This is a genomic window from Idiomarina tyrosinivorans, from assembly GCF_003987475.1.
GTDB lineage: Bacteria > Pseudomonadota > Gammaproteobacteria > Enterobacterales > Alteromonadaceae > Idiomarina > Idiomarina tyrosinivorans.
Window position 1 is genome coordinate 113,209 of sequence record NZ_PIQH01000008.1, and the last position, 19,505, is coordinate 132,713.

At 48.1% G+C, this 19,505-nt stretch carries 18 protein-coding genes; 1 reads left to right on the forward strand and 17 read right to left on the reverse strand.

The window, feature by feature from the left end:
* Positions 1–3 precede the first annotated feature (3 nt).
* The 5 genes from fkpB to murJ form a co-directional block, all read right to left on the reverse strand.
* Entirely contained in the window at positions 4–444 is a 441-nt protein-coding gene (gene fkpB, locus CWI84_RS09295) for an FKBP-type peptidyl-prolyl cis-trans isomerase (RefSeq protein ID WP_126842323.1), read from the reverse strand.
* The gene (gene lspA, locus CWI84_RS09300) at positions 441–950 is read right to left on the reverse strand and encodes a signal peptidase II (protein ID WP_241968768.1); all 510 of its coding nucleotides are present in this window, start codon (positions 948–950) and stop codon (positions 441–443) included. Before lspA ends, fkpB begins: the two co-directional genes overlap by 4 nt.
* Before the next feature lie 4 nt (positions 951–954).
* Positions 955–3,795, reverse strand: a complete 2,841-nt coding sequence (gene ileS, locus CWI84_RS09305; protein ID WP_126842325.1) for an isoleucine--tRNA ligase — start codon at positions 3,793–3,795, stop codon at positions 955–957.
* A 7-nt stretch (positions 3,796–3,802) separates the two neighbouring features.
* Positions 3,803–4,747 carry a bifunctional riboflavin kinase/FAD synthetase gene (ribF, locus tag CWI84_RS09310; RefSeq protein ID WP_126842326.1) on the reverse strand — a complete coding sequence of 315 codons (945 nt, stop codon included), beginning with the start codon at positions 4,745–4,747 and terminating at the stop codon, positions 3,803–3,805.
* A gap of 67 nt (positions 4,748–4,814) precedes the next feature.
* Entirely contained in the window at positions 4,815–6,368 is a 1,554-nt protein-coding gene (murJ, locus tag CWI84_RS09315; RefSeq protein WP_126842327.1) for a murein biosynthesis integral membrane protein MurJ, read from the reverse strand.
* A 168-nt stretch (positions 6,369–6,536) separates the two neighbouring features.
* Between murJ and rpsT the strand changes: the two genes are divergently transcribed.
* Positions 6,537–6,797, forward strand: coding sequence for a 30S ribosomal protein S20 (rpsT, locus tag CWI84_RS09320; RefSeq protein WP_126842328.1), 261 nt, complete (start codon positions 6,537–6,539; stop codon positions 6,795–6,797).
* Between the two features lie 77 nt (positions 6,798–6,874).
* Here the strand turns inward: rpsT and pseI are convergent, their stop codons facing one another.
* From pseI to CWI84_RS09380, 12 genes are all read right to left on the reverse strand, one after another.
* Positions 6,875–7,918, reverse strand: a complete 1,044-nt coding sequence (pseI, locus tag CWI84_RS09325; RefSeq protein WP_126842329.1) for a pseudaminic acid synthase — start codon at positions 7,916–7,918, stop codon at positions 6,875–6,877.
* Positions 7,915–9,498 (reverse strand): UDP-2,4-diacetamido-2,4,6-trideoxy-beta-L-altropyranose hydrolase, encoded by a 1,584-nt coding sequence (pseG, locus tag CWI84_RS09330; protein ID WP_126842330.1) that lies wholly within the window; start codon positions 9,496–9,498, stop codon positions 7,915–7,917. Before pseG ends, pseI begins: the two co-directional genes overlap by 4 nt.
* On the reverse strand, positions 9,471–10,163 hold the full coding sequence (pseF, locus tag CWI84_RS09335) for a pseudaminic acid cytidylyltransferase (RefSeq protein WP_338034264.1): 693 nt from the start codon (positions 10,161–10,163) through the stop codon (positions 9,471–9,473). The genes pseG and pseF overlap by 28 nt, the downstream gene beginning before the upstream one ends.
* A 1-nt stretch (position 10,164) precedes the next feature.
* Positions 10,165–11,322, reverse strand: a complete 1,158-nt coding sequence (pseC, locus tag CWI84_RS09340; RefSeq protein ID WP_126842331.1) for a UDP-4-amino-4,6-dideoxy-N-acetyl-beta-L-altrosamine transaminase — start codon at positions 11,320–11,322, stop codon at positions 10,165–10,167.
* Between the two features lie 11 nt (positions 11,323–11,333).
* Positions 11,334–12,335, reverse strand: coding sequence for a UDP-N-acetylglucosamine 4,6-dehydratase (inverting) (gene pseB / locus CWI84_RS09345; RefSeq protein ID WP_126842332.1), 1,002 nt, complete (start codon positions 12,333–12,335; stop codon positions 11,334–11,336).
* Positions 12,336–12,389: 54 nt separating this feature from the next.
* A complete protein-coding gene (locus tag CWI84_RS09350) occupies positions 12,390–14,459 on the reverse strand; it encodes a motility associated factor glycosyltransferase family protein (protein WP_126842333.1) in 2,070 nt (689 codons plus the stop codon).
* A gap of 87 nt (positions 14,460–14,546) precedes the next feature.
* Positions 14,547–14,843 carry a hypothetical protein gene (locus CWI84_RS09355; RefSeq protein WP_126842334.1) on the reverse strand — a complete coding sequence of 99 codons (297 nt, stop codon included), beginning with the start codon at positions 14,841–14,843 and terminating at the stop codon, positions 14,547–14,549.
* On the reverse strand, positions 14,843–15,271 hold the full coding sequence (gene fliS, locus CWI84_RS09360; RefSeq protein WP_126842335.1) for a flagellar export chaperone FliS: 429 nt from the start codon (positions 15,269–15,271) through the stop codon (positions 14,843–14,845). Before fliS ends, CWI84_RS09355 begins: the two co-directional genes overlap by 1 nt.
* A gap of 24 nt (positions 15,272–15,295) precedes the next feature.
* Positions 15,296–16,690, reverse strand: coding sequence for a flagellar filament capping protein FliD (gene fliD / locus CWI84_RS09365; protein WP_126842336.1), 1,395 nt, complete (start codon positions 16,688–16,690; stop codon positions 15,296–15,298).
* Positions 16,691–16,704: 14 nt separating this feature from the next.
* Positions 16,705–17,148, reverse strand: a complete 444-nt coding sequence (locus tag CWI84_RS09370; RefSeq protein ID WP_126842337.1) for a flagellar protein FlaG — start codon at positions 17,146–17,148, stop codon at positions 16,705–16,707.
* Between the two features lie 205 nt (positions 17,149–17,353).
* Positions 17,354–18,334 (reverse strand): flagellin N-terminal helical domain-containing protein, encoded by a 981-nt coding sequence (locus CWI84_RS09375; protein WP_126842338.1) that lies wholly within the window; start codon positions 18,332–18,334, stop codon positions 17,354–17,356.
* A gap of 168 nt (positions 18,335–18,502) precedes the next feature.
* On the reverse strand, positions 18,503–19,480 hold the full coding sequence (locus CWI84_RS09380) for a flagellin N-terminal helical domain-containing protein (protein WP_126842339.1): 978 nt from the start codon (positions 19,478–19,480) through the stop codon (positions 18,503–18,505).
* Positions 19,481–19,505 lie beyond the last annotated feature (25 nt).

A 19,505-nucleotide genomic window follows, 5' to 3' on the forward strand; every position in this document is an offset into this window, starting at 1 on the left:
CCTTTACGGCTCTACGCTAATAATTTCAACATCGAAAATCACCGTTTGCCCGGCTAACGGATGATTAAAGTCGATGGTTGCAGTAGGCCCTTCAATTTTGCGCACAATGCCTGGCAATTCAGTGCCATCAGGTTGGGTAAAAGCTAAAATCGCCCCGACTTCTGGTTTCACGTCTGGCGGGAACTTGCCCGTATCAACATAGTGAAAGTTATCGGGGTTAGGTTGCCCAAACGCGTCTTCTGGCGCCAGCGTAAAGCTCCGCTCAGCACCGGCTCTCAAACCGATCAGGCATGCCTCAAAGTTTTCTGTAAGGCTACCATCGCCCATTCGAAACTTGGCGGGTTTACCGGACATTTTGGTACTGTCGGCGACAGAATCGTCGGTCAATTTAATGGTAAAGTGCATCACCACTTCGCGCCCGTCTTCAATCGGCAAACGACTCACGATTCCGCCTCCTCTTTCGCCCGGCGCTGATCCACGAAAGCTTCTAACAGCATCAATGCGGCGCCAATGGTTATTGCCATGTCGGCAATATTGAATGCCGGCCAGTGCCAATTTTGATAATACACATCAAGAAAATCGATCACATACCCATGAATCAAACGGTCAACCACATTACCCGCGGCACCAGCCAGTATCAGTGAAAATGCGGTGTTTTGACGCCACAAACCTACTGGGTTGCGTGCCAACCAAATAACCAATACCACGCTAACAATAATCGCAATGGCGGTGAACAACCAGCGCTGCCAACCGCCGTGATCGCTTAAAAAGCTAAAAGCAGCACCGTAGTTATGCACGTAGGTAAAATTGAACCAGCCAGAGAATACTTCGCGGCTTTCATACAATTCAAAACTCCCCGCCACCCACTGCTTAGCCAGTTGGTCGCATACCACTAGCAACAAGGTTAGCCACAAAAACCGCAGTCCCGATGGACGATGCGGACGGGTCATTAAATCAGGCAAAACGGCGCTCCTCTCCATCACCTTCAATATTAGTCACGCAACGCTTACATAAGTTCGGATCGCTTAGCGTGCCAACTTCTTCGCGATGATGCCAACAGCGCTCGCACTTTTTGTGCTCGGTGCGAGTCACGCTAACTGCAACGTCATCTAACTGCACCGCATCAGCCGGTTTATCGGCAATTGGCTTGACCGTGGCTGCCGACGTTAGCAGTACAAAACGCAGTTCATCGCCCAAGCGGGTTAGCTGCTCAGCAACTTCACCTGCTGCGTATAAAGTGACCTCTGCTTGCAATGCGCCACCGATTTTGTCATCCCGCCGCGCCTGCTCTAACGCTTGGTTGACTTGATCACGCACCGCTAGTATCTGCATCCAATAATTGTTATCGGCTTGGCTAACACCCGCGAACGGCGTTAAGCCGCTATACCAGGTTTCGGTGAACACGTAGTCGCTGCGCTTGCCAGGCAACAACGCCCAGATTTCTTGTGCGGTAAAGCTGCAAATAGGCGCCATCCAGCGCACCAAGGCCTCAACAATGTAATACAACGCGGTCTGGCACGAACGACGCGCCAAGCCATCGGCTTTGGCGGTGTATTGCCGGTCTTTAATAATGTCTAAGTAGAAGCTCCCCAACTCAATCGAGCAGAAGTGCATAAGCTTTTGCACCACCACATGGAATTGGTAATCGTCGTAGGCTTCCAGTAATTCTTTCTGTAAATCCGCTGCTCGGCCGACAATCCAGCGGTCAAGTTCGACCATATCGTCCGCTGCCACTAGATCGGATGCTGGGTCAAAACCGTTGAGGTTCGCCAACAAGAAACGTGAGGTGTTACGGATACGGCGATAAGCGTCTGCAGAACGTTTCAGGATTTCATCCGAAACCGTCATTTCGCCTGAATAGTCGGTTGACGCAACCCATAAACGTAAGATGTCACCACCGAGTTTATTCATCACTTCTTGCGGAGCAACAACGTTACCCACCGATTTCGACATTTTGCGGCCCTGACCATCAACGGTAAAGCCGTGCGTCAGTACTTGGTTATATGGTGCTTGTTGGTAAATCGCTACACCCGTCATCAGCGACGACTGGAACCAACCACGATGCTGATCGGAGCCTTCCAGATACAGGTCTGCCGGCCAACGCAGAGCTGACCAACCCGGTTGCTCTGGGCGGCGCAATACGCAATGGTGAGTAACCCCAGAGTCAAACCATACATCCAAGGTATCGGTGACTTTGCGATAGTCTTTGGCGTCTTCGCCCAACAGCTCTTCAGGCTCCAGATCAAACCATGCTTGGATGCCACTTTTTTCAATTCGCTGGGCGACTTGTTCCATCAACTCCAAGGTATTGGGGTGTAACTCATCGGTCTGACGGTTAACGAACACAGCAATCGGGTTACCCCAAGTGCGTTGACGTGAAATACACCAATCCGGACGGCCTTCGACCATTTGTTCAATGCGGCTTTGTCCCCAACTGGGTACCCAGCGCACTTTATCGATTTGGTCCAATGCTTGTTGCCGTAAGCCCTGCTGTTCCATGCTGATAAACCACTGCGGCGTAGCACGGAAGATAATGGGCGTTTTGTGGCGCCAGCAATGCGGGTATGAATGGCGATACGCTTCGTGGTGCATTAAGCGCCCATGAGCTTGCAGAAACTCGATGATGGCGTCGTTGGCTTTGAACACATGCTGACCCGCAAAGTGTTCGACATCGGCTTTATAAACGCCGTTATCGTCCACCGGGTTATACACGTCAATGCCATAGCGTTGACCCACTAAAAAGTCATCCACACCATGACCTGGCGCGGTATGGACACAGCCAGTACCAGAATCGGTGGTAACGTGATCACCTAAGATCATCGGCACATTCATATCACTCACGGGATGCTGTAGCTGCACGCCTTCAAGGTCTGCTCCCTTGCAGAAGCCGAGTTTATGATAGTGGTCGATATTCCACCGTTCCATGCACTCGGTCACCAGATCAGAGGCAAGAATCACCCGTTCTGCCGGGCGTTCATCCGTCGCTTCGATTTGCACTAACGCATATTCCAAGCCTTCAGCCAGCGTCACTGCACGGTTTGCTGGAATCGTCCATGGTGTCGTGGTCCAAATAACTACGCTTAACTCACCTTCACCAACGTGACCTTGGGCGGTGCTAAAGCGCTCAACGGTATCCGCCGTTGCGGCGACCGTTAACCGAACATCAATCGCCGGCGAGGTTTTGTCTTGGTATTCGACTTCCGCTTCGGCCAGTGCTGAACCACAGTCGGTACACCAATGCACCGGTTTGAAGCCTTGTTGCATGTGGCCGTTATCGATGATTTTTGCCAGTGCCCGCACGGCATCGGCTTCTTGTTGGAAGTTCATGGTGAGGTAAGGGTTATCCCACTCACCCAATACGCCCAAGCGTTTGAAGTCTTCGCGTTGTTGGTCGATTTGGCCTTGCGCGTAGCTGCGACATTTTTCACGGAATTCGGCGACTGTGAGCTTTTTGCCCGGTTTACCATGCTTCTTCTCAACTTGCAGTTCAATCGGCAAGCCGTGACAGTCCCAACCCGGCACGTAAGGCGCGTCGAAATCGCTGAGCGTTTTCGCTTTTACGATCACGTCTTTAAGAATTTTGTTGACCGCGTGACCAATGTGAATTTGTCCGTTCGCATACGGAGGGCCATCGTGCAAAATGAAGCTTGGTTTACCATGTTTGGCCTGACGAATCTGTCCATACAAATCGTCCTGATACCATTGCTTCAACATTTCTGGCTCGCGATTCGCCAAGTTCCCACGCATCGGGAACGGCGTCTCGGGCAAATTCAGCGTGTGCTTGTAGTCACTCATGGGTTCTCTATTCCGCCTTCTCTGTCTCACTGGCTGCCAGAATCTCTCTGGCGACTCTCGCATCTTTATCGATTTGCTTGCGTAGCTCATCAAGCGACGCAAAACGTTGTTCATCACGAATTCGGGCGACCGGGTAGACGGTTAACCGTTTCCCGTAAAAATCGCCCTCGCGATCAAAAATATGTACTTCTAATTGCACTTCATCGCCATGCAATGTAGGGCGAACACCTAAGTTTGCCACACCCTGTGCCGCTTCACCTAGTCCGTCTACGCGCACAGCAAAAACACCATGCAGCGGTGATTTAATCCGTTTTAATGGGATGTTAACCGTGGGAAAACCGATGGTCCGGCCATTTTTCCGGCCATGCACAACCCGTCCAGAAAAACTGAAAGGCCGCCCAAGCATTTCCTCAGCGCGGGCAAAATCGGCCGCAGCTAAGGCTTCACGAATGGCGGTACTGCTCACCCGCTGTTGTTTTTGGCGATAACTGCGGGTGTCGACCACGGTAAAACCAAACCGCTCTCCGGCTTGTTGCAACAAGGCGAAATCCCCCTCGCGTTTGTAGCCAAAGCGGAAGTCATCGCCGACCACGAGGAATTTTACCCCAAGCTTACCCACCAAAACGTCCTCAACAAAGGTCATTGCTGGTTGGGCAGCAAATTTACGATTGAACTCAATACACACCAAGCGATCCAGCTTGGCTTTACGCAACTGCAGATATTTCTCTCGCCATTGGGTCAAGCGCGCCGGCGCTTGCTCAGGCTGAAACAGTTCTTGGGGTTGCGGTTCAAAGGTCATCACGGCGGCGGGTACAGCAAGTGCCTGCGCCTGTTGTTTAACCTTTTCCAGCACTGCCAAGTGGCCCAAGTGCACACCATCGAAATTACCAATGGTTAACACACAGCCCTTGTGCTCCGCACGTAAATTGTGGATCCCGCGAACCAATTCCATGGGTGAGAAAATGCCCGTTGCTAAAAAACCGTCAGTATACCCTATGCGCACCGCAGAATCAGTAGCTTCAATGGCGGAAATGACGAATTCTCATACCAACCAGCAACAAACTGCCGACAAATGCCAGTAACGCCACCCCGATCACTTGCGCCAATAGCCACGGTCGGATTAGTACATCGGTCTGACGCCATTCCGCCAATCCCGGCGCAAACCAGATAATTGCGCCTACCATCACCGCTGTTGCAAAGACGACCCGACTAATGAAAAGTATGGTTCCAGGCTGCCATTGCAGGACTTTTTCGCGGTGTAATGTCACCCCTAACAACAACGCATTCAATGCCGCAGAAGCCACGGTGGCAATCGCTAACCCCACGTAACTAAAAGGAATCGCCAAAATAATGTTAAATACCATATTACTCAGCATGGCAATGATGCCGAATTTTACCGGGCGCTTGGTGTCTTGTCGGGAGTAGAACCCAGTTGCTAACACTTTTACTAACATAAAACTGAGCAAACCACTGGCGTATGCCATCAAGCTGTAGGATGCCATTTTTGCATCTTCGCTAGCAAAGGCGCCATGCATAAACAACACCATTAACAGCGGTTCAGCGAGCACAAACAAGCCCGCCATCGCCGGTAATCCTAACAGCACCACCATGCGAATGCCCCAATCTAAGGTTTGGGTAAACTCGGCGGTAGAGCGGTCACTATGGCGCGCAGATAAGGCCGGCAAAATAACCGTAGCAATAGCGATGCCAAATAAGCCGAGGGGAAATTCCAACAAGCGGTCAGAATAATATAACCAAGAAATAGAACCGGTCATTAGGAAGCTGGCAATCAGGGTATCTAACAATAAGTTGATTTGGCTCACCGACACCCCAAAAATGGCCGGCAGCATAAGTTTGCGGATGCGTGTGACGCCCTCATCACGCCAACCCCAGCGCGGTTTCATTAACAGCCCTGCGCGTTTTAAAAAAGGCAGTTGAAACAGGAACTGAATCAGGCCACCAAAAAATACGCCCCAAGCGAGGCCGTATTCAGGCTGAGACAACTGTGGCGATAGCCAAAGCGCCGCGGCAATTATCGCCACATTAAGAAATACCGGGGTAAATGCTGCTACGGCAAACTTTCCCAAGGTGTTCAAAATGGCTCCGGAAAGCGCGGTAAAGGTAATAAACCACAAATATGGGAAGGTAATGCGCAGCAACTCACTGGCTAATTCAAACTTTTCCGCTTGCGGACCCCCTTGCCACCAGTCCACAAACCAGCCCATACCGAATAACGCGGTCACTACCGGCGAAGCAATCATTCCCAGCAGGGTAACCAACGTCACCACTGTACCCAGCGTTCCCGCCACGCGGGCGATCAATAACTGGGTATCAGGCAACGCTTTGCCTTGCTTATATTCCACCAACACGGGAACAAAGGCTTGCGCAAACGCGCCCTCGGCAAATAAGCGCCGCAGAAAATTAGGGATTTTATTGGCAAAAAAGAACACGTCTGCGGCTGCACCAGCGCCCATCAGGTTAGCAATAACCACATCCCGTACTAAACCGAGCACACGGGAAATAAGGGTCATAAAGCTAACAATGAATCCTGATTTGAGTAGTGCTTTTGACACTGAGCCGTCCTATCATGGCGTGTGAATTGAGGTCGATTGTAGCGTGGCAAGATAAAACGGTCTATGGCGGTTTTTTTAACCCTCGACAGTTGACTTTTGCCGCGAAAAAGGGATAATCGGCGACCTTTATAAAAGAAGCGTTCAGTTAACGAATTTTAGGAGTTCACCTTGGCTAACATTAAGTCTGCGAAAAAGCGTGCGGTTCAGGCCGAGAAAAATCGCCGCCACAACGCAAGCCGCCGTTCTATGATGCGCACATACTTGAAAAAAGTATCTGCGGCTGTTGAAGCAAAAAACAAAGAAGCAGCGCAAGAAGCGTTTGCGAAAGTTGTTCCTTTGTTGGATCGCTACGCGACCAAAGGACTTATCAGCAAAAACAAAGCGGCACGTCATAAGAGCCGTTTGAACGCGAAAATCAACGCACTGTAATAGATTGCGTTATCGCGCTCGCTGAAGCATTTATGAAAAACCCGCCAATCGGCGGGTTTTTTAATGCTCATAACCTGTTACTTAATGATATCTCTAGTAACGGCGGTATTCTTCTGCACATCTTGAGAAACACTTTTGCCGATAAGTTCATCATAGTATTTCGGCGCCAAACCATAGCCCGGGCGGACTGAGCGAATGGCATCTGCGGTAATCGTATCTCCAGCTTTCAGCGCTTTAACGAAATACAACGACCGTCGAAATTTCACATTACCTTGCTCGCTAGACTTACGGCCATAATCGACCTGACCAAGAGCCTCCCAGGCTGTTTTCGCACCGACACAAAGTTGCTCTAATTCTGCTGGCTCCAGGGAGAAACTATCATCAGGGCCACCGCCACTGCGATCTAAGGTCACATGCTTTTCAATGATAGCAGCGCCCAATGCCACACTCGCGATAGCAGTGGTGTTATCTAGGGTATGGTCAGACAGCCCAGTCAGCACATTAAAGCGCTTCTTCATATCGGCAAGTGTGCGCAAATTATAGTCGGCTGCAGGTGCTGGATAACCGCTCACACAATGCAGTATCGCTAACTGGGTACATCCGCCCTCTCGCGCAGCTTCGATAGCTTCGCCAATTTCCTCTGCATCGGCCATTCCCGTGGAAATGATCATCGGCTTTCCGGTACTGGCAACGTAACGAATAAGCGGCAGATCGACAGCCTCGAAAGAAGCAATCTTGTACGCTGGAGCATTCAAATCCTCGAGTAGATCAACCGCTGTGTTGTCGAACGGTGAACTGAATAGCGTTAAACCGATTTTCCGTGCATGCGCAAAAAGTGCCTCGTGCCACTCCCACGGCGTAAAGGCTTTTGCATAAAGGTCATAAAGTCGTTGCCCGTCCCATAACCCGCCACGAATCATGAAATCTTCGGTATCTGCGTCCAATGTAATCGTATCGGGCTTGTAAGTTTGAATTTTCGCTGCACTCGCCCCGCGCGCCTTGGCCATATCCAATAGTTTAACAGCGTTTTCTATTGAACCATTGTGGTTTGCCGATAACTCTGCAATGACGTATGGAGCCACTTCATCACTGATCTCTCGACCATCAATTACTAGTTTCATTGTTGGCTTCTCCAAATAAATTGATCGCTTGCTAAACGCTTAAACTTGGCTTTTTCGAAGAGTCGCTGAGAAGCAATGTTTTCTGGTTTAACAGTTGCGTAGATTGTTATTTCCCTGTGCAGTTGTTGTACCGCGCGGATAGCAGTAATTGCGACACCTCGTTGATAAAATTCAGGTGCGACAAAAATCGATATTTCATAACCGCCATTGGCTAAACGATCTAATCGAATCATTCCCGCAGGATCGTGCTCTACATCTATCCGATAAAAGTAGTTAAATGGTTGAGCCAGCTTTTTTTTCATCCACATTTGATGCTCTGACCAACTAGGGGCGGCCGGGTTACGTGCATACCGCCGCGTCTCAGGAAGGTTCTGCCAAACAAATAACTGCTGTATATCAGCCTCGGTGATCTTTCGTAAGTATAGGCAGTCACCCGATGTGGTTTGCGCAGGAAAAAGTTCTTGAAATACTCTGCGGGTGCCATGAGCATCACATAACCTCAAGCTGTTTTCTTTAAGGCTTTGGTAAACATCTGGATGAGAAAACACGCGTGTTAACTGCTGATGCAGTAACTCAGCCGTTAACGACTCGGCAGGCCCTAAACTCAACGCACACCCGTTTCCGACAAGTTGCTTGGCAATCGTTTTTTGATTTTCTGCCAGAGTGACAAGTAACGTTGGTATACCACATGCGCAGCGCTCCCAGCTCGAACCTCCGGGAGCACCGATTGCAATACTATTCGACAGTAAAAAGCCACTGATGTTTTCGACGTGATCAACAATACTAACCTGGTGATTACGGATACCCTCAGCCTGTTTCGCGAGTTCCTGCTTGTGGGCATTTACTGCACCAACGATTACCGTAATATGAAGTGTCCGCTCTGAATACTTTTCCAGCATCGTCAACAACTTACCGCTGACATTATCGCTATCAGCCCCGCCCATGCTAATCAACAACGAAGGTTCAATTGCTCTGACGTTCGGTGATGCAATTGCCGTGTGATGTGCCCGAATGAATTCCTCTCTCAGTAGTGCGTATTGAGTGCCCAGCAATGGCCTACAGGTAGCGTTCAGCAAACCTTTGTAATCCGCTATGCATCGCTGAAAGGTTTGATCTAAGAGTACCGATGCGGAGTGAGGGCGATCAGCTAAATCGTCAATCGCCATAACCCGACTGTGCCTAGCCAAAATTTTTTCCCACGGTTTTGCGAGCGCGTAGTGGTCTACAACAATCCACTCTACGTTATGCTCCCACGCCGCCAACTCAGCTTCAAACTGTTGCGCGTCTTGTGTTTCTGATGTCGGCAACCAGTGGCTGTGGAAATAAGCTGCCGGAGCCAATGCCGTGTTTGGTACTGCGGATTGTTGCCAGCACACAACAGTTATCCCCGCCTGCTGCAGTGACACACTCAAAGATTCAGGGAAGCCATAACCTGCTATTAATACGGGAGACCCTTGCTCCGAGCATTGCAACGCTAATGTCGCACAGCGCATAAAGTGGCCCAAACCAATGCGCGGACCGGCATCAACACGAAAAGCAATGCCTCCGCGCGCTATGGATTGAGACGCTTGAACATCCATTCTGCTATTTCCCAATCTGCTTCAGTATCGATGTCCTGCACCCGCGTTCTAGGTAGCTTATAGCCATAGCTATGACTGCTCATGATAGGTTTGGCTTGCAACCAAGCCTCAACACGGCCCCAATAAAATTGTCCAGCATCGTGGTACGCCTGCGGTAAATCTTGTGATCGTGTTTGCTCAAAATCGGGTTGTAGCAATCCTACGCGGCTGTCAGCGTTCATGGTCACCGCTCGTTGAACCGGAAATGCGTACTCAGCGACCGAAAATATATAGTCCGCAAGCTGTCTCTCAACTAACTGTTGATAAGCATTTTCAAGATCTTGTGAACGAACAAATGGCGCTGTGGCATATAAACAACAAACATTATCAAACGATTGGCCTAACTCAGCCATGCGTTTTATTGCATCGGCAATCACCGGCACTGTTGGAGTGTGATGATCCGCTAATTCCGCGTTCCGCAGAAAGGGCACGTTGGCACCAAATTGCTGGGCAATCTCGGCTATTTCAGCATCATCTGTCGAAACAATTACTTGGTCGACCGATGGCGTCGCTAGCGCGGCTTCAACTGACCATGCAATCATCGGCTTACCACCAAACTCTCGAATGTTTTTTCTTGGAATTCGTTGGCTACCGCCACGGGCGGGAATAATTACCGCATTTATCATGCTAAGAAAGCCCCGCCGACAGGATCGCCACAACCTGTCCTTGCTCAGCCTCTGTTAGCTGCGCGAACAGCGGAATACTGATTGCTCGTTGATAGTAGCGTTCGGCATTTGGAAAATCGCCCGCCTTAAACCCTAACTTTTGGTAATACGGTTGTAGGTGAACGGGAATGTAATGCACATTCACACCAATATTATTAGCGCGACAATGCTCGAATAACGCTTTACGAGATATATCCGTGCGCTGGTCGTCAATTTGCACAACGTACAAGTGCCATGCCGACACTGCCTGCGGCTGACGTCCTGGCAAAATTAATGGAAGCGTCGCAAGTTGTTTGTCATAACGCTCAGCTAAACGATTTCGAGCTGCAACAAACGTTTCCAGCCTTGCCATCTGCGCCACACCCAATGCCGCCTGTAATTCCGTCATTCGATAATTGTAGCCCAAACTGATCTGCTGGTAATACCAATCGCCCTCAGTTTGCCCTTGCATACGGCTTGGGTCGCGAGTTATGCCGTGGCTTCTGGCTTCTCGCATGCGTTCAGCAAGTGTTTCACTTTGTGTGGTTGCTACACCGCCTTCTGCCGTCGTCACAATTTTTACGGGGTGAAAACTGAACACGCAAATATCACTGTATTGGCAACGACCAACGGGCGTATTTTGGTAGGTTGCGCCAATCGCGTGGGAAGCGTCTTCGATCACTCTAACGCCATATTTTTGCGCCAGCTGAGCAATCCGCTCCATATCGCACGATTGGCCACTAAAGTGCACCACAACAATAATTTTAGGTAAACGCCCCAGACGTTCAGCCACCGCTAATTTATCTGCTAAAGCCTCAGCAGATAAATTGTAGGTAAGCGGGTCAATATCTACAAAATCTACATCCGCACCACAATATCGTGCGCAATTTGCGGATGCGACGAAGGTGTTAGGCGTTGTCCAAAGCATGTCGCCTAGGCCCAAACCCAATGCCATACAAGCAATGTGGAGCGCAGACGTCGCACTATTAACAGCTACAGCATGACGAACATCACAATGCGATTTAATCGCTTCTTCAAACGCTGGAACTTGCGGTCCTTGAGTTAAAAAATCCGACCCAAGAACCTCGACTACTGCGTCAATATCGGCTTGTTCGATATTTTGTCTGCCGTATGGAATCATCTTTACTCTCGCTATTTTGACGCTAGTTCGTCAAATTCAAGAATTTCCTCGACTGATAAAAAGTTAGGGTTATTGCCTGAATGGTATTCATAACCCATTGCTACTGGCTTACCCTCTTCGCCGATTATATTGGTGCGATAATTAATTGAGCCACTGAAAAATTTGATTGTTGGCTGAATAACATAATGATCATCAAATTCTAGCGTCAAATGTGAATCATCGGCGGGGCACATGATTTCATGGAGTTTCTCTCCAGGTCGAATTCCAATGATTTCGACATCATGATTAGGAGCATAGGCTTTCGCCAAGTCCATAATATGTACTGAAGGAATTTTGGGGATGAAAATTTCACCACCCTGCATACGCGTGAAATTCTTCAAAACAAAGTCAACACCTTGCTGCAGGGTAATCCAAAACCGTGTCATCTGTTCATGAGTAATAGGAATCGGGCCGTTGCCTTGCTTGGCTATTTTCTTAAAGAACGGCACAACAGATCCTCTAGAGCCTACGACATTTCCGTAGCGGACCACTGCAAAGCGCGTTCTTGCCTCACCTGTCATATTATTTGCCGCCACGAATAACTTGTCGGAGGCTAACTTCGTTGCTCCATACAGGTTTATCGGGTTAGCAGCTTTATCGGTAGATAATGCAATCACCTTTTCGACATTGTTCGCTATGGCTGCTCGCACGACGTTTTCAGCGCCATTGACGTTAGTCTTAATACATTCCATTGGGTTGTATTCTGCTGCTGGTACCTGCTTTAATGCGGCAGCATGAATAACGTAGTCCACCCCTCTCATCGCTTGCATCATGCGTTCGGAGTCACGCACATCACCGAGAAAGTATCGCATGCAAGGAGCATTGAACTCTTGTTGCATTTCATATTGTTTCAGCTCATCCCGAGACAAAATAATTAAGCGTCTCGGCTTATAACGAGACAATATTGTCTTGGTATATTGTCTGCCAAATGATCCTGTACCACCTGTGATCAAAATTGATTTATTATCAAACATACAGCGATGCTCTCCTCCAGCTATTACGCTTGTTCGCCGAAATACTGGCGCAGGTTATCCTTTCCAACCCATGGTGCATTTTTCAAGCCAACTTGTGCGCAGGTCTGTTTTTGCTGTTTTAACAAAATTCAACCACTCGGACATCGCTTTCTGAAATGCTTGTAAACACCGATCTTCATCTTGATGAGCATATAAAATAGACATCATAGGACAATGGAAATACAGCATCTCCCCGTCCAACACGTAGAAAAGGTGGGATAACTTAGTGCCTCTGAACGAGTATAGATATCGAGCTTGGCGGCGCAAATTATCCAGAGCCTCGGCACGAGTGGTTATTGACTCAGAACCGATGCTGACGAGGTGATCGCAGATTTCTTCGAACAGCTCGAATTGCATATAGGGTTCGAAATTATCAAACTGGAACGATTGAAATTGCTCTTGTTTAATAAATTCAACGACGTTTTCTTTATTAATATCGACAAACTCAGGCAGTACGTGCTCGGCTCTTAGCGGCAGCGCATGAGCAATTCTCGCACCGGGTCCAACGTTGTAACATTCAACACCACGAGCTTCTGGAAACTCAAGTAATCGCCCCATCTGACGGCAGGAAATCGCTAAAAAATCCGTAGCCATCACGTCCTCATCGAGGTTTCCGGCTAAGCGGTGTTTAGCTGCTGGGTTTTTGTGACTGGCGAGTTTACCTTTGTAATAATCGCTGTCTTCTGAATGGTGCTTACCATCTAAGGTATATCCGTTATCAACGCCAAATAAATAAACTTTTTTAAAGCCCAAACTTACGGCATACGAAAGCGCAGTATTTGACACTAACGGGTTGCAGGCCATCGGGAACCGTAACGATTGACCCACCTCACTAAGCATCACATAATTGAGCAAGTCACCTGCTGCATCGACACCTTTGCCTCCCATACCAACCCAACCGTACAAATCCACTACATCTGGATAAATCAAGTTCATGGTAAGCAGATTCAATGATTTATAGGCTTCCAGCGGCAATGTAGCGACAAGTACGTCGTAGGTATTCTTTGGTCGCTCAATCAGCACATGGAAATCTGGCTGGATATCATTCTTAAGCAACGTTTGCAGTGCTGTACCTGCCGCAATGATAATCGCTTGCTGCTGCGTGTCTCTTATAAAATCCTTCGCTTCATCCAATGATGGTCCATTACCAACAATATACACAGGCACATCAGCGTATGGGTTATTCTTCTCAGTACCAAACTTGAGTAGGTTCATACCTCGCTTCGCATTTAATACCGTGTGCGCTAACGCCGTGGTAGCATCATTATAAAAGCCATAACCACCGTGAATCTCGAATAGGCGCTCTCGAAACTCTTTTATCACTCGATTCGTTTGTGGTGTCGGTAAATGCTGATAGCAAAAACATTTGGTCAGACAGAATGCGCCAATATTTTTACTAATATTCCAAAGGTCATCCATAAAGTCTTTGTATGAGACGCCCAGATGAAAAAAGAAGCAACCGCCAGCATCATCCACCTTTTTAATCAACGACGCCCAGTCAATACAAAATAGACTTAAGTAAAAATTCTGAAAGCTCGGCTCTAACAGAAAAATATAGTCAAATTGCACTCTATCTAGCAGTTCAGGCAAATGGTAGCCAAGCCCGATCCCGAAAATCACCGCAGTGGGAAAGCGTTCACCAATATCGGTAACGGGGGTTGGGTAGCCAAGATCTTTGACGATATGCCCTAGCTTATTTATCGCAATGGCATGTAAACGTGTGTCACTCGCATCATCGTGCGCATATCCGGCAAAATGTATATGCGTAATTGATGGCTTTGATAACTGCGTATCGACTTGCTGCTGGGACTGTTTAACAGGATCGTCATTGTAAATGGCAATACCGGTCTCACCGTCCATTATGTTGCCGTGCCCCGACTGGGTAACAAAAAGTGGTAGCGCATCGTCAGTCTGGAACTCCGTAATCGCCTTCGCAATATTGGGGTAGTATTTTTCAAACGCCTCTACATTTTGCTGAAAACGTTGTTGAGCGTGTTGGGCAAACACTTGCTCGCGCTCCAACTGTGATTGTGCACTTTGCAATTTTTGCATCGCTTCATTAAGCGATGATCCCACAGATGCCATAGTGAAATACCTTGAGAGCTAAACAGATGCTTAAGCAATTACTATACCGCAATGCGCGGCACTAGCAACTTAAGGCAAGAGAGAGAATTACCGAGATAGGTCTTTTTGATAGGCTTTTACGCCCTGCTGTCCTTTATTTATTTGCCGAAGTGCGTCTTGGGCTTGTTTTTTTTCTTCCTCTACCCTATGCATTGCGGCTTCAAGCGCTTGTGCTAACGCTGAAATAGCCTGTGCTTTTTGTTCATCTGTCCACGAGGCATGAGCGATAATGTCATCGCTCATGCTTGGAAGCTTTTCCACCCAATGTGCCAAACTATGGTCTTCACTACTTAACGTTTGCAGTTGCTTAACCGCATCCTGCACATCCTGTTCGGTGACGCTCATTAAGCACCACTAGCGGCGGCGGGTTCCAACTGTCCCAGTGCTTCATCTCGGTTTGCCTGAGGAATTGCATCCCAAGCAGATTTAATTTGTTGAACCAAGCCTGAAACCTCGTCCAGAATCTCGATATTGCTCGAAACAGAAACATCCGCTAAACGGTCAACCATATAGAGGTATAGGTCGTTTAGGTTTTGCGCGACTTCACCGCCCACATCAAGGTTCAAGCTAGTGCGTAGCGATTCGATAATGGCTTGCGACTTACTTAAATATTTCGCCTTATTTTCCAACTCGCCACGCTGGATTGCCCCTTTCGCGTAGTTGATATTAGCAATCGCGCCCGCCATCAACATTTGAATCAGTTGGTACGGATCTGCACCCGCCACTTGCGTGCGCAAAGAGTCTTGGGTGTATGCTTTAAGTCGATTATTCATGGTTTACTACCTTTAAACGTAAAATTACTCTTTACCACCACCGAAGCCGGGCAGGTTACTTAACTGCTGTAATAAATACGATTGCGTGCTTTTCATTTGTGCGAGCATCACATCTAAACCCGAGTATTTTTCCCGTAATCGAGCTTCTAATTGCTCCATCCGGTATTCATGATCAAGACGATCTTCGTCAATTTGGTCCAAACGCTGGTTCAAGTCTTCTTCACGAAATGTGATAGCACCATTGGATTCGATATAATTATCTAGCAGCGACGAAAATTTTGTCGCAATACCGCCAGAGCTAGAGAAAATATCCGCTACCGCGTTATAATCCTTGTCCAACGCCTCGTCAAAACTCCGCACTAAATTAGACTTTTCCAATTTGCCGTCTTTATTTAGGCTTAAGCCAACATCGAACATGCTTTGGAATGCACTGGTTCCAACTGTCGAGGACAACGCATCAACCATTTGCCGTTGCAACCCCCGCATTGTGGAATCAAATTGCAAAATATTACCTTCACTGGTGGCTTTATCCATAATATCCACCACACCGTTATATGCGCTGACAAACTCATCCACCAGCTTGGTTATTCCCTCGCGGTCTCGAGCAATGGTCACATTCGCTGTTTCGCCAGCTACACTCTCTTTTACGGCGGTAATCGTTGACCCTTGAATAACATCAGCAAATACATTCGAGTCATTCGTTGCAGTGATGCCATCGATGGTAATAATGGCATCTTGCGCTTGGTCTGCCGCAGCAATCGTCATGCCTCCTGCGCCACCAGCGTTAGCTACGGTAGAGAGTGCATCAAGTTCAGCATTATCGTTAGTAACAGCTAAATCGTTTCCACTGCCGGAAACATTTGATGTATACACTAACTTCGCTTCAGAGCCGGTGTTGATAATGTTTGCGGAAACGCCGAAATTATCCGACGCGTTATTAATCGCTTGCCGAATATCTTCTAGTGTCGCATTCGCGGCTACCGCTACTGAGAACGACTTACCGCCGGCACTGAACGAAAGGTTACTATTCGCCGTGGTTATTACCTGACTAGAAGAGGTAAATGCGCCAGCCGTTGAAACGGCTCTCGAGCCTTGAGCTAATTGATCCACGGAAATATCAAAATTTCCCGCGGTCGCATCGGTACCGCTGCTGAAACGAATGATATCACCCGTATCTGGCTGGGTTAGTGTCGCCACACGTTTTTGAAACTGCTCGGGATCCGACAGTTTAGCCAATACATCATCGAGCTTAGACAATGCCGATTTAACTGCACCTAATGCCGATAGCTCCGTTTCGTAACGAGCTTCCAACTTAGCGAATTGTGCTTGTTTGGGTTGGTTTGCGGCAGCAACCGTAGACGAAATGATGGCTTCTAAATCTAGCCCTGAACCAACCCCAGCAGAGGTAAATAACGGCATGCTCTACTCCTTAATTACGCTTGTTGGTCAAGTAAAATACCTGACGAACTCTCTTTGTTATCGACATAATCTTCAATAGCTTTAGCGATCTTCTGCACAACCTCTGAGGGGATCTGACGAATCTCCTCACCGCTGTTTTTATCTAAAACACGCACCACAGGGGGTTCACCCTTTTCGTCGAATAAAAACTGCAAGCTCGTTGAACGCACCAGACTGGATTCGTTTAATTCTTTCACGGTTGCCTTAAGCTTAGAAATTGACTGCACACTCTGTGCCATTTCAACGTCCTTACTGGCATTTTTTGCTTCTGAATGATTTTTTATCGTGCTTACTACATTTACCAATTGCTCACGCACCAAACCTGCATTGTGGGTTTCGGTTTGTTCAGAATGGCCTGCTGGCGGTAGCTGGCTATGAAGCGACGCTGCTGCACTGTCCGTTAATGTGATGTTTGCCATAGTTGTACCTACTTGGTCCACCTTCCACGTGTTGTTACCACGACCTTAGCAACCTGAAACCACTAAAAAGACTGCTACGTGTAGGTTATCGACCTCGCCAAATAGAACTTTAGTCATTTTTTTGGTTTTTTTTGAGCAAAAAGAATTTTAGGCAAAAAAAAACGGTGCTCGAAGCACCGCTTTTTTAACAGGGAGTAACGTTCTATTAGCCAAGCAACTGAAGTGCTGCCTGAGGACGTTGGTTCGCCTGCGCCAAGATGGTTTGGCTGGCTTGCTGCAGGATCTGTGCCTGAGTTAACTTAGCCGTTTCCGCTGCAAAGTCCGCATCTTTGATACGTGATTTCGCTGCCGACAAGTTCTCAGATACGTTTCCTTGGTTACGAATCGTTGATTGGAAACGGTTCTGCACCGCACCCAGTTCCGCACGTTTCTTATCAACCACGGCAATCAATGCATCCATACCCGCCAATACCGCTTGCGCATTATTCTGCGATGATACCGAAATACCTGTTGCAGAGAATACACCTGAGAACGAGTAGCCGCCTCCAGCTGCTGAATAACCGTTAGCAGTTCCAAAGCCATTACTTGAGCTGTAGATTTGGCTCGCATTATCAACAACGGCCGTTGCGATACCGGCGATACCTGACAATGTAAAGCCGCCATCGGCTGTCAAGCTGTTTGTCGCTGCTGTACCACCAACGTACTTCATTGAGAAGTCGATGGTCTGGTTAGCATCAGCACCCACTTGGAATTTGGCATCATAAGAGCCATCTAACAAGTTTTGACCACCAAAGGTGGTGTCGCCTGCGATACGGTTAACTTCGTCCATCAATACGCGAATTTCTTCTTGGATTGCCAGACGGTCTTCGTCAGTGTTGGAACCGTTAGCCGCCTGCTGTGCAAGAGTACGTACACGCTGGAACGAGTTAGTGATCTCATCCAATGCACCTTCAGCAGTCTGTGCAAGTGAGATACCGTCGTTGGCGTTACGGTTACCCTGGGTTAAACCTGAAATCTGAGATTCCAAACGGTTTGAAATTTGCAAACCGGCGGCATCATCAGACGCACTGTTGATCCGGAAACCAGATGATAAACGCTCAAACGCTTCATCCAATTTGTTACCCGAACTAATCAACTGACGCTGAGCATTCAACGAGCTGACGTTGGTGTTTACATATAATGGCATATTATGCCCTCCTCAATTAACGCTGTTGCATCGTTCGGAACTGAACACATGCTCTGGGGGACTCCAACCCCATTAATCAAGTTAACGGCAGGCTTAAAATAAACTTTAGGATTTTTTCAAAAAAAAAGCGGCACCAGAGTGCCGCTTTGATAAATTGAACGTTAATTATTAGCCACCCAGTAACTGAATAGCAGCCTGCGGACGTTGGTTCGCCTGCGCCAAGATGGTTTGGCTGGCTTGTTGCAGGATCTGCGCCTGGGTTAACTTAGCCGTTTCTGCTGCAAAGTCCGCATCTTTGATACGTGATTTCGCTGCGGACAAGTTCTCAGATACATTACTCTGGTTACGAATCGTTGATTGGAAACGGTTTTGTACTGCACCCAATTCCGCACGTTTCTTATCAACCACAGCAATCAGCGCATCCATACCGGCTAATACTGCCTGCGCATTATTTTGTGATGATACCGAGATACTGGTGGCAACGAAAACACCTGAAAATGAGTACGATGCTGTACCAAAACCGTTGGTAGAGCTAAAGCCGTTTGTCGATGAATAAATTTGACTGCCGTTATCAACAACAGCCGTTGCGATACCCGCGATGCCTGACAATGTGAAACCGCCATCGGCTGTTAAGCTATTTGCCGCAGCCGTACCACCCACGTTCTTCATTGAGAAGTCAATGGTTTGGTTAGCGTCAGCACCAATCTGGAATTTGGCATCGTAAGAACCGTCCAACAAGTTTTGACCACCAAAGGTGGTGTCGCTTGCGATACGGTTGACTTCGTCCATCAATACACGAATTTCTTCTTGGATTGCCAGACGGTCTTCGTCGGTATTGGAACCATTAGCTGCTTGCTGAGCTAGCGTACGTACACGCTGGAACGAATTAGTAATTTCATCCAATGCACCTTCAGCAGTCTGTGCAAGTGAAATACCGTCGTTGGCGTTACGGTTACCTTGGTTCAAACCCATGATCTGAGATTCAAGGCGATTCGAAATTTGCAAACCCGCAGCATCGTCTGATGCACTATTAATCCGGAAACCAGAAGACAGGCGCTCAAAGGCTTCGTCCAACTTGTTTCCTGAACCAATTAACTGACGCTGAGCATTCAATGAACTGACGTTGGTATTTACATATAATGGCATGACCTGCCCTCCTAAAACTGTTGAA

What these genes read in the sequence shown, in the direction of transcription:
- lspA (WP_241968768.1), bottom strand. Translation starts at nt 950, where the DNA reads ATGACCCGTCCGCATCGTCCATCGGGACTGCGGTTTTTGTGGCTAACC.
- ileS (WP_126842325.1), bottom strand. Translation starts at nt 3,795, where the DNA reads ATGAGTGACTACAAGCACACGCTGAATTTGCCCGAGACGCCGTTCCCG.
- ribF (WP_126842326.1), bottom strand. Translation starts at nt 4,747, where the DNA reads ATGGAATTGGTTCGCGGGATCCACAATTTACGTGCGGAGCACAAGGGC.
- pseI (WP_126842329.1), bottom strand. Translation starts at nt 7,918, where the DNA reads ATGAAACTAGTAATTGATGGTCGAGAGATCAGTGATGAAGTGGCTCCA.
- pseG (WP_126842330.1), bottom strand. Translation starts at nt 9,498, where the DNA reads ATGGATGTTCAAGCGTCTCAATCCATAGCGCGCGGAGGCATTGCTTTT.
- pseF (WP_338034264.1), bottom strand. Translation starts at nt 10,163, where the DNA reads ATGATAAATGCGGTAATTATTCCCGCCCGTGGCGGTAGCCAACGAATT.
- pseC (WP_126842331.1), bottom strand. Translation starts at nt 11,322, where the DNA reads ATGATTCCATACGGCAGACAAAATATCGAACAAGCCGATATTGACGCA.
- pseB (WP_126842332.1), bottom strand. Translation starts at nt 12,335, where the DNA reads ATGTTTGATAATAAATCAATTTTGATCACAGGTGGTACAGGATCATTT.
- CWI84_RS09350 (WP_126842333.1), bottom strand. Translation starts at nt 14,459, where the DNA reads ATGGCATCTGTGGGATCATCGCTTAATGAAGCGATGCAAAAATTGCAA.
- CWI84_RS09355 (WP_126842334.1), bottom strand. Translation starts at nt 14,843, where the DNA reads ATGAGCGTCACCGAACAGGATGTGCAGGATGCGGTTAAGCAACTGCAA.
- fliS (WP_126842335.1), bottom strand. Translation starts at nt 15,271, where the DNA reads ATGAATAATCGACTTAAAGCATACACCCAAGACTCTTTGCGCACGCAA.
- fliD (WP_126842336.1), bottom strand. Translation starts at nt 16,690, where the DNA reads ATGCCGTTATTTACCTCTGCTGGGGTTGGTTCAGGGCTAGATTTAGAA.
- CWI84_RS09370 (WP_126842337.1), bottom strand. Translation starts at nt 17,148, where the DNA reads ATGGCAAACATCACATTAACGGACAGTGCAGCAGCGTCGCTTCATAGC.
- CWI84_RS09375 (WP_126842338.1), bottom strand. Translation starts at nt 18,334, where the DNA reads ATGCCATTATATGTAAACACCAACGTCAGCTCGTTGAATGCTCAGCGT.
- CWI84_RS09380 (WP_126842339.1), bottom strand. Translation starts at nt 19,480, where the DNA reads ATGCCATTATATGTAAATACCAACGTCAGTTCATTGAATGCTCAGCGT.